Genomic DNA, 15,396 nt, shown 5'->3' with positions numbered 1-15,396 from the left:
CGACCGGCCTGGCGCCCAACCGATTCAGCGAACCCCGCCCATCGCGCCTGCCGGGTTCAGGCCACCGCAGCGCGCGCGGCCTGCTGTGCCTGCCCGCGCAGCTCGGGGATGGCCAGGCTTTCCCACAGCGTGCCGATGCGCAGGCTGCCGACCACCTGCACTGCCGGATGCGGCTGGCCGCTGGCATCCAGCAGCTGGCCGTGCTCGACCGAGGTATCCAGTCCAAGCCCGTGCGGACCCGGGCGCGCGTGGCCGTCGGCCAGCAACTGCTGCACCAGCGGATTGCGCATCGCGGTGGCGCGGGTTTCCACGCCGGTGGCGTTGATCAATGCGCTGACCTGCAAGGGCGCGAGGCCGCCATTGGCGCCATGCGCGTGCACCTGCAGGGTACCGTCCAGCACCAGCACCGTATCGAGGCGGGCGCGGTGGCGCTGCAGCTGGCCGGACCGCTCCAGCGCGTCCACCTGCGCGTGTACCTGTTCGGCGATGCGGTGACGGTGCACGTCCCAGTAGCGCACGGCATGGCGCAGGAAACGGCGCTGGTCGGCCGCGTCCAGGCCCCGCCACAGCGCCTGGCCAAGCGGACGGATCCTGTCCATTACCGCCTGCCACGGCAGGCCCTGTGCGGCAGCGTCGCGTGCGTGGCCGCGCAGGACGCGCAGTTTCTGTCGCAGTGGCATGGCCAGCAGGGGTTGCGGATCGAATGTGGCCGCGCCGCCGTGCGCGTGCGCCAACGGCAGCAGCGCGTGACGCGACAGCACGTGGATGCGGCCACGATGCCCGGCGTTGGCCAGCGCCACCACGCTGTCGGCCATGCTCAGGCCCGAGCCGATGATGGCCAGGTCGCCATCGCCGGCCAGCAGGCGTACGCCGTCGTAATCCCAGGCATCCACGACCTTGCCCGGTGGCAGGGCCTCGGCGCCCGGCACCGGCAGGGGCCGCATGCTGTTGCCGCAGGCCAGCACCACCTGGCGCGCCTGCCACTGTTCGCCGCTGGCCAACGTCAGCTGCTGGGCCTGCGGGCCCGGCTGCAGGCCGAGTACCGCCGCGTGCACCACCTCCAGGCGTGCCGCACTGGCCGCGCCTGCCTGTTCCAGGCGTGCCTGCAGGTAGTCGGCGTAAAGGCGCCGCGGCGCATAGTCGGCGGCGAGTGCGTCGCGCGACCGGCCCGGGAACGCGTCGATCTGCAGCAGGTAGGCCAGGAAATCATCCGGCGCGTCCGGCAACGCGCTCATCTTGCCCACCGGCACGTTGAGCAGGTGTTCGGGCCATGGCGTGGCGTAGGCGATGCCCTGGGCCAGCGCCGAGGCCGGTTCGAACAGGGCGATGTGCAGCGCACGGGAGGCGCCGCGCAGGGCCTGCAACGCGACCAGCACGCCGGCCGCACCGCCGCCGACGATGGCCAGGTCGCACTGGCGGGAGATATCGGATGCGCTCATGGCCAGCATTGTAGGCGATGCCTGCGCGTGCGCTGGCAACGCGCTCACATCAGCGCGTCCGCCAATCGCGCGATGCCTTCGCGGCTGCGTCGCCACGCCGCACGCTGGCGCCAGGTGTCCAGCGTGAGGTGGCGGGACTGCAGCAGGTAGTCGCTTTCGATCTGCAGCAGCTGGGCGACGATGCCGGTGTCGTAGCAGAGCATGCCGATCTCGGCGTTGAGCGCGAACGAGCGGATGTCCAGGTTGATCGAGCCGACCAGCGCGATGTCTTCGTCCACGGTGAGGTGCTTGGCATGCAGGAAGCACGGTTCGTACAGCGCGATGCGCACGCCCGCGCGCAGCAGCTCGTCGTAATAGGCCTCCTGCGCCCACGCGGTGAGGCGCTGGTTGTTGCTGGCCGACAGGATCAGCTGCACCTGCACGCCGGACAGTGCGGCGATGCGCAGTGCGCTGAGGGTGGCCTCGTCGGGCACGAAGTACGGGGTGACCAGCACGATCCGCCGGCGTGCGAGGTGGATCAGGGCATTGACCGCATCACGCGCGTTGCTGAAGGGGTAGGCGGGGCCGCTGGGCAGCAGCTGGGTGGCCACGTCGGCCGAGCACACCGGTACCGCGGTCATGACGTCCAGGCGCTGGCCGGTCTCCATGTACCAGTCGCTGGCGAACACCGCCTCCAGGTGGGCCACGCCGGGGCCGCGCACGCGCGCGACCAGTTCCTTGTTGGGGAACCCCGGCACGAACTGTGGCTGGGCCAGGTTCTGCGAGCCGATGTAGCCGACGCGGTTGTCGATGACGGCGATCTTGCGGTGGTTGCGCAGGTCCATGCGGCCACTGCGGCGCCAGCGCAGGCCGCCGGGCAGCATCGCGCGCACGTCCACGCCCAGGGCCTGCAGCCGATGCCGGTAATGGCGCAGGCCGCGCTTGGCACCCACTGCGTCCAACAGCAGGCGGCAATGCACGCCGCGGGCGGCGGCGCGCTGCAGGGCCTGCACGATCGCCTCGCCGACCGCGTCGTCGAGCATCAGGTAGTACAGCAGGTGGACGCGGTCGCGGGCCTGGTCGATATCCTCGATCAGGGCCTGCAGCGAGGCGTCATAGTCGACGAGCAGTTCGACCGCGTTGCCGTGGATGGGCATGAAATCGCCCTGGCGCTCGATCAGCGGGACGATTTCGGCGGTGGCGGTGTCGGGCAAGGGGGTCCAGCGCAGCGGCGGCTGCAGCGCCTGTTCCTCGCGGATGACCTGGGACGCCTCGGCCTGGCGCTGTACGCGCTGGCGCGACAGCCATGGGTGGCCGAAGAGCAGGTACAGCGGCAGGCCCAGCAGCGGCACGAAGCCGACCAGCAGCAGCCAGCTGCGCGCGGCGCCCGGCGTGGTGCGGGTGGGGATCCAGAACAGCGCGGCCAGCCGGATCAGCCAATCCAGCATCAACAACCAGGAGCCCAGCAGCCACTCGAACAGCATCGCGTCGCCCGTCGGGAGGTATGCAGGTATTCTGACATGGGCGGTGTATGCACCCGGTAGTGCCGGCTGCTGGCCGACTCCTTGTCGTTCGGTCTAAGGCGCATTCGACGCCGCGATGAAAAGACTTCTCCCATGGAGGGGAGCGTCTCGTTCGAAGGGACGTCGCAGATTGAATGTGGCGACATGCGTGTAGCCAGGTAGCGCGGGGGCCGTATGGATGGCGGTGTCTTCGTTCGGTTCTGTCGCGAGCGTGAGGGCCCCGTAACAGCCGGTAGGCCCCTGGCGTAGTGTCCCCCGGCCTGGCGGCCTCCTCCTTTATTTTGCCCAGGAGCCTACCGGCCGCTGCGGCGCTCGGCTTGCGGAAACGAGCGGGAAAGCTGGCTTCTGAGGGCCGTCGGTGGGTTGGGCGCTGGGCCCGACCCACCGACCGCTGCGCTAAAAAAGATTCACAGCGCGCTTCGTGCTTGCCACGCAGATGAAAGAAGAACCAAAAAAAAACCCGCCACGAGGGCGGGTCTTTTTTCGGGGAAGCGCAAGCATCCTTGCGGATTACTTGATCTTGCCTTCCTTGTACAGGACGTGCTTGCGCACGACCGGATCGTACTTCAGGAATTCCATCTTCCCGGGGGTGTTCTTCTTGTTCTTGTCCGTCGTGTAGAAGTGGCCAGTGTTGGCCGTCGAAATCAGACGGATCTTGTCGCGCTTGCCTGCCATGATTAGTTACTCCTCAGACCTTTTCGCCGCGCGCACGCAGCTCAGCCAGAACGGAATCGATACCGTTCTTGTCGATGGTGCGCAGGGCATGCGCGGAAACACGAAGCTTGACCCAGCGGTTCTCGCTGGCAACCCAGAAGCGGCGCTCGTGCAGGTTGGGCAGGAAACGACGACGGGTCTTGTTGTTGGCGTGCGAGACGTTGTTACCCGTCTGCACTCGCTTGCCGGAAACTTGGCATACGCGGGACATTGCGCACCTCGATGAAAGTAATTGTCAGCCCATAGCCCGGGCGACGGCGGCCTCGGCGGTTTCCCGCCACACGTCATGAGAATCAAAGGGTTACGCTGTCGAGGGCGGGCCGGATGACGTGTTCCCGGCCGCCGATCCAAAGGTTTTTGGACACAGCGAGCCGCGCATTATGCCGCAGCCCCCGGGCCGGCGCAAGTTGTCCACAGGGCGGCGGCGGTCTGGCTACGCCGCCTGTTCGCGCCGCCACTGCAGCGGGGCGGCAATACTGGCCCTCCCCCACCGGATCCCACCCATGCGGCTGCTCGTCGTGACCTATGGCACCGAAGGCGACACCCGCCCCCTGGTGATGCTGTGCCACGGCCTGATCGCCGCCGGCCACGAGGTGATGCTGCTGGCCGAAGGCGGCACCCTGGGCAGCGCGCGCGCCTTGGGCGTACCGCATGCGGCGCTGGAAGGGGACATCCATGACGACGTGGTGGCGCTGGTATCGCGCGGCAACGACACCCCGGCCGCTTCGCGCGGGCTGGCGCGGATGGCCCGCCAGCACGTGCCGGCGTGGATGCGCCAGGCCGACGCGGCCGCGGCCGGCTGCGATGCGGTGCTGACCGGTGGACTGGCCGCGTTCGTGGGCATGTGCGTGGCCGAACGCCACGGCCTGCCGGTGATCGGCGCCGGCATGATCCCGCTGACCCCCACGCGCGCGTTCCTGTCCCCGTTCCTGCCCCGGCTGCGCCTGCCCGGCGCGCTCAACCGGCTCAGCTACACGCTGGTCAACCAGGCCGTCTGGCGGACCTTCCGCCAGCCGATCAACCACGCCCGGCACGCGTTGGGCATGCCCCCGCGCCGCACGCTGTGGCGCGACCTGCCGATGCTGTACGGCATTTCGCCCACCCTGCTGCCGCCGCCCCCGGACTGGCCCGCCGACCACCGTATCTGCGGCCAGTGGCGCGCCCCGGACCTGGCCTGGCACCCGCCGGCGGACCTGCAGGCCTTCCTCGACGCCGGGCCGGCGCCGGTGTACCTGGGCTTTGGCAGCATGACCGGCTTCGATCGCGACCACGTGCTGCCCGCCCTGCTGCAGGCGCTGGCACCGCGCCGGGTGCTGCTGTTTCCCGGCTGGGCCGGCGTGCCCAGCGGCACCCTGCCCCCGCAGGTGTTCGTGGTCGGCCCCACCCCGCACGAGGCGCTGTTCCCGCGCTGTGCGCTGGTGATCCACCACGGCGGCAGCGGCACCACGCATTCGGCCTGCCGCGCCGGCGTGCCCTCGCTGGTGATGCCGTTCGCCGCCGACCAGTTCTTCTGGGCGGATCGGTTGCAGCAGTTGGGGGTCGCACCGGCAGCGTTGTCGCCCAAGCGGCTGGATGCGGCCCGGCTGGCCAGTGCCATCGCTGTTGCAGAGCGGGCTGACACCCGATCGCGTGCCAACGCGCTTGGCCGGGCGATGACGGTCGAAGATGGGGTGGCCAACGCTGTCGCCCGGATCGAACGCTGGTTGGGCATCATCCCGGCACGTGAACTGGCAAGAGGGCCTTGAAATGAACATTAACGGGGCGCCCCATCCGGTTTTACATGGCTCCAACCGCATGCGATCATGCTCGCCAAGCACTGCTGATCGGGACCTGGCAACAGGAAGGTAGTGCCGCGGAGTCGGGCATGCCCTGTACTTTCCTCAGCCTTTGGCGGGATAAGCGAAAGCCGACGCGATAGAGAATCACCGAGAACGAAATTTGAAAGCGCCCCAGCGATGGGGCGCTTTTTTCGTTCAGGGGCGATGGATGCCCAGCTTGGCGGCAAGGACTTTGACCACACGAAACAAACCATGCCCATGCGGGAGTACTTGGCCCTGCCAATCGCGGTTGTAGGCGCTGGCCACCCAAACGTGCGCCCGGTTCTGCTCGGCGCGCCGCGTGATCCGGGTCCAGATGATGTCGCCATGGCCCATATCGGTGCAAAAGTACTGTTCGCGCGCCTGCCCGCGAACCTGGTGCACGTGCCGGCGAACTGACGCTTCGAAAAACGGACCGCGCATGTAGCGTGCGACGTCGTGACTCAACCGATAGCGATCCACGCAGAAGTAGCGCTCTTCAATGTGATGCTCGAATCGAGGGCCCTTGCCCTTCTGGTCGGTGAAAAGGTGGAAGCTGAACATCACATCCACCTCGACCCGCGTTCCGTACACCATCACCGAGACAGTGAAAGGATCCAGATGCGTCAGGTCATAGATCTGTGTGCCGATCTGGAATTGCCGATACGACACTGCCGCTCTCCTTGCGCCGGCCTGCTGGCTGAGCGGTTGATGTTAGCGGCGATGGTCGAGCCATTAACGCGACGCATGCCACACGTCGAACAGCACGCTGACGGCAATACAGATCTACCGCGCAGCAGGCACGTTGTTGCGTGCCTGCTGCGTCACGGTTCATTCGACCAGTGGCCAGGCGCTACCCGACAACCGGGCCAGCCTCCTTCCGATGCAACCACCGGTACAACACCGGCAGCACCAGCAATGTCAGCAACGTGGACGACACGATGCCGCCGATCACCACGGTGGCCAGGGGGCGCTGCACCTCCGAGCCGGCGCCGACGTTGAAGGCCATCGGCACGAAGCCCAGCGACGCCACCAGTGCGGTCATCAGCACCGGGCGCAGGCGGCCGAGCGCGCCGTCGCGCACTGCATCGGCCAAGGTCAAGCCGCTATCGCGCAGGCTGCGCACGAAGCTGATCATCACTAGGCCGTTGAGCACCGCCACGCCGGACAGCGCGATGAACCCCACGCCCGCGGAAATCGACAGCGGGATCCCGCGTGCGGCCAGGGCAAGCACGCCGCCGGTGAGCGCCAGCGGCACGCCGCTGAACACGATCGCGGCATCCTTGACCGAACCAAATGCCCAGAACAACAGCGCGAAGATGATCGCCAACGTCACCGGCACCACGATCGCCAGGCGCTGGCTGGCCGAGATCAGCTGTTCGAAACTGCCGCCGTACTCGATCCAGTAGCCGTTGGGGACCTGCACGTCGCGACCGATGCGCTGCTGCAGCTCGGTGACGAAACCGCCCAGATCACGGTCGCGCACGTTGGCGGTGACGACGATGCGGCGCTTGCCGTTCTCGCGGTTGATCTGGTTGGGCCCCTCGGTGTTGCCCAGCGTGGCCAGCTCGCGCAGCGGCACGGTGCGTGCACTGCCACTGCGCCAGCTGCCGGCGCGACTGGATTCGTCGGCATCGTCGGCCAGCGCGCTCTCCAGCGAGACCGGCAGGTCGGCCAGCGCGGCCGGGTCCTGGCGCAGCGCTTCGGGCAGGCGCACGACGATGTCGAAGCGGCGGTCGCCTTCGAACAGCTGGCCGGCCACCTGGCCGCCGACCGCGGTGGCCACGGTCGATTGCACCTGCCCCGGGTTGAGTCCGTAGCCGGCCAGCGCGGCGCGGTTGGGGGTGACGGTGAGCAGTGGCAGGCCGCTGGTTTCCTCCACCCGCACGTCGGCCGCACCGGGCACCTTGCCCGCCACTGCCGCAATCCGCTTGCCCACCGCCAGCAGCGTGTCCAGGTCATCGCCGAACAACATCACGGCCACGTCCGTCCGCACACCGGAGATCAGCTCGTTGGTGCGCATCTGGATCGGCTGGGTGAACTCGTAGTTGTTGCCCGGCAGCTGCTCCACGGCTTCTTCCAGTTCACCCAGCAGTGCCGCGCGCGACTTGCGCGGGTCCGGCCAGTCCTTGCGCGGCTTCATCATGATGAAGGTGTCGGCCACCGAGGGTGGCATCGGGTCGGAGGCCACCTCGGGCGTGCCGATCTTGGAGAACACCTTGTCCACTTCGGCGAACTGCACCAGCCGGTTTTCGATCTGCTTCTGCATCTGGATCGACTGGGTCAGGCTGGTGCCGGGGATGCGCATGGCGTGCATGGCGACGTCGCCCTCGTCCAGGTTGGGCACGAACTCGCTGCCCAGCCGCGTGGCCAGCAGGCCGCAACCGACCACCAGCACCAGCGCACCGGCCACCATCCAGCGGCCGCGACGCAGCGAGAACGCCAGCAGTGGTTCATAGCGCCGGCGCACCCATGCCATCAGGCGGTTCTCCTTCTCCTGCACGTGGCCGCCGAGGAACAACGCGATCGCCGCCGGGACGAAGGTCAGCGCCAGCACCATCGCACCGGTCAGCGCCAGCACCACGGTGATCGCCATCGGGTGGAACATTTTCCCTTCCACGCCGGTGAGCGCGAAGATCGGCAGGTACACCGCGGTGATGATGCCCAGGCCGAACAGGCTGGGGCGGATCACTTCGGCTGTCGCACGGGCGGTTTCGGCGAAGCGTTCGGCGCGGGTCATGTCACGGCCGAGGGCGTGCTGGCGTTCGCCGAAGCGGCGCAGGCAGTTCTCGATGATGATCACCGCGCCATCGACGATCAGGCCGAAGTCGAGCGCACCCAGGCTCATCAGGTTGGCCGACACGCCACCGCGGGCCATGCCGGTCAGCGTGAACAGCATCGCCAGCGGAATCACCGCCGCGGTGATCAGCGCGGCGCGGAAGTTGCCAAGCAGCAGGAACAGCACCACGATCACCAGCAGCGCACCTTCGACCAGGTTCCTGGCCACGGTCGCGATGGTGCGGTCCACCAGCGCGGTGCGGTCGTAGCTGGCGGTGACGGTGACGCCCTCGGGCAGGCTCGCCTGCGCCTGCTGCAGCCGCGCAGCCGCGGCCTGGGCGACATCGCGGCTGTTGGCGCCGATCAGCATCACCACGGTGCCCATCACTACCTCGTGGCCGTTCTGGGTGGCCGCGCCGCTGCGCAGTTCCGGCCCATCCTTGACCTCGGCCACGTCGTGCACGTGGATCGGCACGCCTTCGCGCCGGGCCAGCACGATGTTGCCGATCTCCTCCAGGTTGGCCACCTGGCCGGGGATGCGCACCAGGAACTGCTGGCCGTTGCGCTCGATGTAGCCGGCGCCGACGTTCTGGTTGTTGGCCTCCACCGCCTGCGCGACGTCTTCCAGGGTGAAGCCGAGCGCGCGCAGCCGCGCCGGGTCCGGGGTGATGTGCACCTGGCGCTGGAAACCGCCAATCGTGTTGACCTCGGTCACGCCCGGCACGTTGCGCAGCTGCGGTCGGATCACCCAGTCCTGCAGGGTGCGCAGGTCGGTGGCGGTGTACGGCGTGCCATCGGCCTTGAGTGCCTTGGGATCGGCGTCGATGGTGTACATGAAGATCTCGCCCAGGCCGGTGGAGATCGGGCCCAGCTGCGGGTCCAGGCCGTCGGGAATCTGCGACTTCACCTGCTGCAGGCGTTCGGCCACCTGCTGGCGGGCGAAGTAGATGTCGGTGCCGTCCTCGAACACGACCGTGACCTGCGACAGCCCGTAGCGCGACAGCGAGCGCGCCTGCTCCATGCGCGGCAGCCCGGCCATCACCGTTTCCACCGGGTAGGTGATGCGTTGTTCGGTCTCCAGCGGCGAGTAGCCGGGTGCGGCGGTGTTGATCTGCACCTGGACGTTGGTGATGTCCGGGGTGGCGTCGATGGGCAGCTGGGTGAAGCTCCAGACGCCGACCGCGACCAGCACGGCGGTGAGGGTCATCATCAACCAGCGATGGGCGATGGAGGCGCCAATGATGCGCTCAAGCATGCGGGCATCCTCCGCGCTGCGCCGCGCGCGGCACGCGATCAATGTTCATGCGATGCCCCCGCCTTGCCGATGTCGGCCTTGACCACGTAGCTCTGTTCGACAACGACGTCTTCGCCCGCCTTCAGCCCCTCGGTCACTTCGACCTGGCCGGCATCGCGCGCGCCAAGGGTGACGGCACGCGCGGTGTAGGTATCGCCGACGCGCACGAACACCACGTCCTTGCCGTCCATGCTCTGCACCGCAGCCAGCGGCACCACCAGCGCGGCCGGCTGGGTGGCCACCACGATGCGTGCCTTGACCGCCGCACCGGGCCGCCACAGGCCATCGTCGTTGCGCAGCGTGGCGCGGGCCACGGTGCTCTGGCTGGCGGTGGCGGTGCCGGGCAGCACGCGTTCCAGCGTGGTGGTCTGGCTGACGCCGTCGGTCATGCGCGACACGGTGACCGGGACGCCGGCGGTGATGTGCTGGGTATCGTTGCCGAAGATGTGCAGGTCCACCCACAGCGTGGACAGGTCGCCGATCTCGAACAGCGGTGCACCCTCGCCCGCCACGCCGCCGACCTGGGCCTGGCGCGCCAGCACCACGCCGCCGATCGGTGCGCTGACGGTGTAGGTGGTGAGGCTGAGGTTGCTCTCGATGCTGGCCAGCACCTGGCCGGCGCGGACGCTGTCGCCGACGTTGGCACGCAGCGAGCGGATCGGGCCGGGGAAGCGCGCCATCACCTGGGCGACGTGGCCATCGACCGGGGTCAGCAGGCCCTGCACGTCGTGTTCGTCGGCGATGGTGCCGGCAGCGACCGGGGCGACGCGGATGCCCGCCTGTTCGGCCATGGCCGCGGCGATGGTGGTGCGCTCCGGCGCGTCGTGGTCGTCGTCGCCGTCGGTGTGGCCGGCGTCGCCATGGCCCTGGTCGGTGTCGGCGGGGGCCGTGGCGGGGGCGTCCTTGCCGCAGCCGGTCAAGGCCAGTGCGGCGAGCAGCAGCGTGGCGGCCAGCGCGATGCGATGTGCGGAACGGTTCATCGGCGGTCCTCCGTGGACACGTGGGGCGTGGGGGGGGCGCTGGCGGCGACCATGCTTTGGCCGGTCAGGCGCTGGATTTCGATCAGCGCGGTCTGTGCGGCGATGGCGGCATCGAGCTGGCGTTGGCGCGCGTCGATGCGCATGGCCTGCAGCTGCGCCCATTCCATGTAGCTGATGGCGCCGGCACGCCAGGCCTTCTCGGCGGCGTTCTCGGCGCGCTTGAGCTGCGGCAGCACATCGCGCGCCATGCGCGTGACTTCCAGCTGCGCGGTCAGGTAGCGCCCGTGCGCCTCGGCCAGCGTGGCGTACAGCTGCAGCGCGCGCGCGTCGCGTTCGACGCTGTTGAGCGCCAGCTCGGCCTCGGCGGCACGGATCTCCGGGGCGGCGCGGGCGACGCTGCCGAGCGGCAGGCTGAAACCGGCCACGAAGGCGGTGTCGCGGCTGTCGCGGGTGTTGCGGACGCCGACCTGCCAACTGAGATCCAGTCGCGCGGCGGTGCGCGCCAGTTGCACCTGCGCCTCGCGGATACGGCGCTCACCGGCGAGCAGGGCCAGTTCCGGGGTGCGCTGCAGTTCCTCGGCCAATACCGCAAAGTCCTGCAGCGCGGGCAGTTGCAGGGGGTCACCGGTGACCACGTCGAAGCCCGGATCACGCTGCCGCCAGAGCGCGGACAACGCGGCGCGCGCGGACTGGTCGGCCTGGCGCGCGCGATCGCGGTCCAGTTCGGCCTGGGCCAGCATCGCCTGCGCGGTCAGCAGCACCGATTCGGGCGAGGCGCCGGCCTGCAGGCGCAGCCGCGCGGCGGCGACCGCGCGCCTGCGCTGCTCGATGTCGGTGCTGGCGATGCCCAGTCGCTGGCGCGCCTCGGTGATGGCGAGATAGCGGCGGGCGACCTCGGCCAGCAGATCCAGGCGGGCGGTTTCGCGCTGCGGGGCCAGGCTGTCGATGTTGGCCTGGGCCACCGCACGGCGCGCGTCCAGCTTGCCGCCGCGTTCCAGCACGCCGGCCAGGGTGACGGTCAGCTCGGCGCTGCGGAAGCCGCTGGCATCGCCGGTGCCGAGCGCGTTTTCAAGCTCCACGCCGACGGTGAGCGGCGGCGTCAGCGCTGCCGCATCGCGGCGGGCGTCCCAGATCGGGCGCTGCGCATCGGCCAGGCGCAGGCCGGGGTGGTATTGGGCGACGCGCGCGATGGCGTCGTCGAGGGTCAACGGGTCAGGCGTCTTCGTACCCTGCGCATGCACGCACGGCACGAACGCGACGACAGCCAAGGCTGCCAGGCGCATCCACATGGGGAATCTCCAGATAACGGTTCAGATGGACAACGGCGGCGCGCGGCCGCGTGGCATCAGGACGCTATCGGGGGGCGCAGCAGGCTCTCGGGCGGCTGGGTACGCAGTTGCGCGGCCAGGCTGGTCGGCACGGCATGCGCGGGGGCTGCCGGCAGTACCCAGGGCAACGACGCCATCGGCAGCACGCCGCCGTGGCCATGGCAATGGCCGCAATGCACCAGGGTGTGCAGCAGGTCGCCAGCATCGAGGTCGGCGTCGGGCGCTTCGCCGGCGACGTCATCGGCCCCATGCGCGGCATCGGCATGCAGGCTGATGTGGATGTCGGCCAGCGCCGACGCGGTGGCCGTGCCGAATACGCCCAGGCCGACCGCGACCAGCATCAGCAGGCGCAGCAGCAGGGACGGACGCGGGCGGGCATGGCGGAGCATGCCGGCAGGGTAGCCGGCGGCTCGCCCGTTACACAATCGCAGGCGCGGGCCGCGGTTCACGAAGGCGGGATCGGCCATGCGGCGACCGATCCCGCATGGATCAGCCCGCGGCCTTGCGCTGGGCGATGTAGGCCTGGATCTGCTGCTCCAGCACCGGCAGCGGCACCGAGCCCTGCTTGAGCACGGCGTCGTGGAAGCCCTTCACGTCGAAGCGGTCGCCCAGCGCCTTTTCCGCCTGCGCGCGCAGGCGCACGATCGCGATCTCACCCAGCTTGTAGCTCAACGCCTGGCCCGGCCAGGAGATGTAGCGGTCCACCTCGGTGGTCACTTCATGCTCGCTCAACGCGGTGTGGTCGCGCAGGTAGGCGATGGCCTGTTCGCGGGTCCAGCCCTTGTGGTGCACGCCGGTGTCGATGACCAGGCGCGCGGCGCGCCACATCTCGTAGGTGAGGCGGCCGAAATCCTCGTACGGGGTTTCGTAGATGCCCATCTCCACGCCGAGCTTCTCGCAGTACAGGCCCCAGCCCTCGCCGTAGGCGGAGATGTAGGCATTGCGGCGGAACTCCGGCAGCTGGCCCTGCTCGGCGGCCAGGGCACCCTGCAGCGCATGGCCCGGGTCGGACTCGTGCAGGGTCAGCGCCGGCAGGTTGTACAGCGGGCGCGCCGGCAGGTTGTAGGTGTTGAGCCAGTAGGTGCCCATGCCGCCACGGCCGGCGGTCCAGAACGGGGCGATGTCCGGCGGCACCGGCACGATGGTGAAGCGCGCGCGCGGCAGGGTCATGTACTTGCCGATCACCCCGTCCACCCGCTTGGAGATCCACGCGGCGCGATACAGCAGCTCGTCCGGGGTCTTGGCGTAGAACTGCGGGTCGGTGCGCAGGAAGGTGAGGAACTGCGCGAAGCTGCCCTTGAACTCGACCTGCTTGATGACCGCGTCCATTTCCTTCTGGATGCGCGCCACTTCCTTCAGGCCGATCTCGTGGATCTGCTGCGGGGTGAGGTCCAGCGTGGTGTATTGATGGATCTGCTGCTTGTAGTACGCCTCGCCACCAGGCATCGCCTCGGCGGCCAGCGTGGTGCGCGCCTGCGGCACGTACTCGCCCACGAAGAAGGTGCGCAGTTTGGCGAAGGCCGGCACCACGCTGCCGCTGATGGCCTGCCGCGCCTGCGCCTGCAGCTGCGCCTGGTCGGCGGCGGGGATGCTGGACGGCAGCGTCTTGAACGGTGCATACAGCGGGGAGGCGGTCGGGTCCTTCAGCTCGGACACGGTGGCGATGGAGACCTCGCGGCCGTCCAGCACCGCGCGCGGCACGCTGAAACCGCGCTTGAGCCCGGCACGCATGTTCCCGGTCTGCTGGTCGAAGTAGCGCGGCACATCGTTGAGGCGGGCGATGTAGTTGCGATAGTCCTGCGCGGTCTTCATCTCGCGGCGGGCCATGAAGGACAGGTTCGACCAGAACGAGGAGTCCGCGTTGAACGGCATTTCATAGCCGCCCAGGCGCACCTCGGCGGCCAGGTTGAACACCTGGTCGCGGTAGATGGCGTAGTTGACCTGGTTGTCCGGCGACAGCGCCGCGCGGTCGACCTTGTCGAGCTGGACCAGCACGTCGTCCCAGACCTTCAGCCGCGCCTGCTGGGCAGCCGGGCCCACGTCGGGCATGCGGGTCGCATTGGCCGGGCCGTCGTCGTCCTCGCTGGCCGCACCACCGCCGTCCTGGCGCCACGTCCACTCCTTCTCGTAGATCGCGCGGAACTGCGCATCGGCGGGGCTTTCGGCGGCCAGGCTGGCCGGGGCGGCATCCGGCGCGGCGGCCAAGGCAGCGCCGGCAGGAAGGGCCAGGGCGAGCAGCAACGCAGCAACGAGCGGTGATTTCACGATCAGGGGTTCCCGTGGGACGGCAAACCCCGATCATGGCACCCGATGCAGGCCCTGTGCATGGATCAAAGGTCCTGCCCGCCACGCGGGCAGGATCGGCGACCGGCCAACGGCCGGGACCCAAGCGCCGCAGGCGCGCGTAGATCCACGCCATGCGTGGATGCCCCTGCCTAATGCGACGCCTTGTCCCGCTTCCACCCACGGTGCTGGATGTCCAGCTTCAGGCTGTACAGCGCGGTGAACGCCGGGAACAGGTTCTGCAGCACGCCGACCGAGTCCTGCTTGGCCGAGAACAGGAAGTAGCTCAGCGTCATCAGGCTGCCGACCACGCTCATGTACCAGAACAGGCGCGGGATCACCGGCTTGCCGGCGCGCTTGGAGGCGACGAACTGCACCAGCCAGCGGCCGCCGAACATCAGCGCGCCGGTATAGCCGATCAGCTTCCAGCCCGTCACGTGCAGGCCGGTCCAGTACAGCCAGGTCAACGGTTGGTCGAGCCAGTGCAGCTCCATCAGCGTTCTTCCACGGCGGTGCGCTTGCTGCGCGTGATCAGCCAGGCCACCCCGCGCAGGTCGCGGATGCCGACCAGGGCACGGCCCAGGTTGTTGTACTTGGATACCCCGGCGGTGCGGTGGCGGTGGTTGACCGGCACGCTGACCGTCTTCCAGCCGGCGCGCTGCATCAACGCCGGCAGGTAGCGGTGCATGTGGTCGAAGTACGGCAGGTCCAGGAAGGCCTCCCGCTCGAACAGCTTGATGCCGCAGCCGGTGTCGGGGGTGTCATCGCGCAGCATGCGCGCGCGGATGGCGTTGGCCCACTTGCTGGCCCAGCGCTTGCTGCCCGAGTCCTGGCGGTTGACCCGCCAGCCGGCGAACAGCTTGACCTCCGGCGCGGCGGCCGCGCGCGCCGCCAGCAGCTTGGGGATGTCGGCCGGATCGTTCTGCCCGTCCCCGTCGAGGGTGGCGATCCAGGGCGCGCGGGCGTGCCGGACCCCGGTACGCACGGCGGTGCTCTGCCCGCTCTGGCTGACGTGGTGCAGCACCCGCAGCTCCGGGTTGGCGGCCTTGAGCCCCTGCAGCACGGCCAGGGTGTCGTCGCGGGAGTGGTCGTCGATGTAGACGATCTCGAAGGCGAGCTGGCCACGCAGGGCCGCGGTGATCTCGTCGATCAGGGGTTTGACGTTGTCGCGTTCATTGAAGACCGGGACGACGACCGACAACAGGGGGTGGCTCATGGTCGGGCTCTGCGAATGGCCAGTATCGAAAACGAGCGCGCATTGTCCGCACCCGGGGTTATCCAA

General features: G+C 69.0%; 13 protein-coding genes. 1 reads left to right on the top strand and 12 read right to left on the bottom strand.

Annotated elements, in window-relative coordinates; genetic code table 11:
• Window positions 1-56: 56 nt before the first annotated feature.
• The 4 genes from M2421_RS18180 to rpmB all read right to left on the bottom strand — a co-directional run bounded on the left by M2421_RS18180 (window position 57) and on the right by rpmB (window position 3,866).
• Window positions 57-1,439: an FAD/NAD(P)-binding protein gene (locus tag M2421_RS18180; RefSeq protein ID WP_259209428.1), complete on the bottom strand. Its 1,383-nt coding sequence runs from the start codon at window positions 1,437-1,439 to the stop codon at window positions 57-59.
• A 44-nt stretch (window positions 1,440-1,483) separates the two neighbouring features.
• Window positions 1,484-2,902 carry a cardiolipin synthase gene (gene cls, locus M2421_RS18175; protein WP_259209425.1) on the bottom strand — a complete coding sequence of 473 codons (1,419 nt, stop codon included), beginning with the start codon at window positions 2,900-2,902 and terminating at the stop codon, window positions 1,484-1,486.
• A gap of 549 nt (window positions 2,903-3,451) precedes the next feature.
• Window positions 3,452-3,619, bottom strand: a complete 168-nt coding sequence (gene rpmG / locus M2421_RS18170; protein WP_172407465.1) for a 50S ribosomal protein L33 — start codon at window positions 3,617-3,619, stop codon at window positions 3,452-3,454.
• 10 nt (window positions 3,620-3,629) lie between these two features.
• The gene (gene rpmB, locus M2421_RS18165) at window positions 3,630-3,866 is read right to left on the bottom strand and encodes a 50S ribosomal protein L28 (protein ID WP_005411638.1); all 237 of its coding nucleotides are present in this window, start codon (window positions 3,864-3,866) and stop codon (window positions 3,630-3,632) included.
• Between the two features lie 292 nt (window positions 3,867-4,158).
• Here rpmB and M2421_RS18160 point away from each other — a divergent pair, with 292 nt between their 5' ends.
• Window positions 4,159-5,400 (top strand): glycosyltransferase, encoded by a 1,242-nt coding sequence (locus M2421_RS18160; RefSeq protein ID WP_259209412.1) that lies wholly within the window; start codon window positions 4,159-4,161, stop codon window positions 5,398-5,400.
• A 228-nt stretch (window positions 5,401-5,628) separates the two neighbouring features.
• Here M2421_RS18160 and M2421_RS18155 read toward each other — a convergent pair whose 3' ends face one another.
• The 8 genes from M2421_RS18155 to M2421_RS18120 all read right to left on the bottom strand — a co-directional run bounded on the left by M2421_RS18155 (window position 5,629) and on the right by M2421_RS18120 (window position 15,330).
• Window positions 5,629-6,123, bottom strand: a complete 495-nt coding sequence (locus M2421_RS18155; protein WP_259209410.1) for a hypothetical protein — start codon at window positions 6,121-6,123, stop codon at window positions 5,629-5,631.
• A 181-nt stretch (window positions 6,124-6,304) separates the two neighbouring features.
• Window positions 6,305-9,484, bottom strand: a complete 3,180-nt coding sequence (locus M2421_RS18150) for a CusA/CzcA family heavy metal efflux RND transporter (protein WP_259209407.1) — start codon at window positions 9,482-9,484, stop codon at window positions 6,305-6,307.
• 38 nt (window positions 9,485-9,522) lie between these two features.
• Window positions 9,523-10,503 carry an efflux RND transporter periplasmic adaptor subunit gene (locus M2421_RS18145; protein WP_259209405.1) on the bottom strand — a complete coding sequence of 327 codons (981 nt, stop codon included), beginning with the start codon at window positions 10,501-10,503 and terminating at the stop codon, window positions 9,523-9,525.
• Window positions 10,500-11,792 (bottom strand): TolC family protein, encoded by a 1,293-nt coding sequence (locus M2421_RS18140; protein ID WP_259209403.1) that lies wholly within the window; start codon window positions 11,790-11,792, stop codon window positions 10,500-10,502. The genes M2421_RS18145 and M2421_RS18140 overlap by 4 nt, the downstream gene beginning before the upstream one ends.
• Before the next feature lie 56 nt (window positions 11,793-11,848).
• Window positions 11,849-12,220, bottom strand: coding sequence for a DUF2946 family protein (locus tag M2421_RS18135; RefSeq protein WP_259209402.1), 372 nt, complete (start codon window positions 12,218-12,220; stop codon window positions 11,849-11,851).
• A 100-nt stretch (window positions 12,221-12,320) separates the two neighbouring features.
• Window positions 12,321-14,096: a DUF885 family protein gene (locus tag M2421_RS18130; protein WP_259209400.1), complete on the bottom strand. Its 1,776-nt coding sequence runs from the start codon at window positions 14,094-14,096 to the stop codon at window positions 12,321-12,323.
• 170 nt (window positions 14,097-14,266) lie between these two features.
• Complete coding sequence (locus M2421_RS18125) at window positions 14,267-14,608, bottom strand: lipid-A-disaccharide synthase N-terminal domain-containing protein (protein WP_259209398.1); 342 nt, start codon at window positions 14,606-14,608, stop codon at window positions 14,267-14,269.
• Complete coding sequence (locus M2421_RS18120; protein ID WP_259209397.1) at window positions 14,608-15,330, bottom strand: glycosyltransferase family 2 protein; 723 nt, start codon at window positions 15,328-15,330, stop codon at window positions 14,608-14,610. The genes M2421_RS18125 and M2421_RS18120 overlap by 1 nt, the downstream gene beginning before the upstream one ends.
• Between the last annotated feature and the right edge of the window lie 66 nt (window positions 15,331-15,396).

It is taken from the genome of Stenotrophomonas sp. BIGb0135 (assembly GCF_024810105.1).
Taxonomy (GTDB): Bacteria; Pseudomonadota; Gammaproteobacteria; order Xanthomonadales; family Xanthomonadaceae; genus Stenotrophomonas; species Stenotrophomonas maltophilia_AB.
This window is presented reverse-complemented; position numbering and strand designations above follow the sequence as displayed.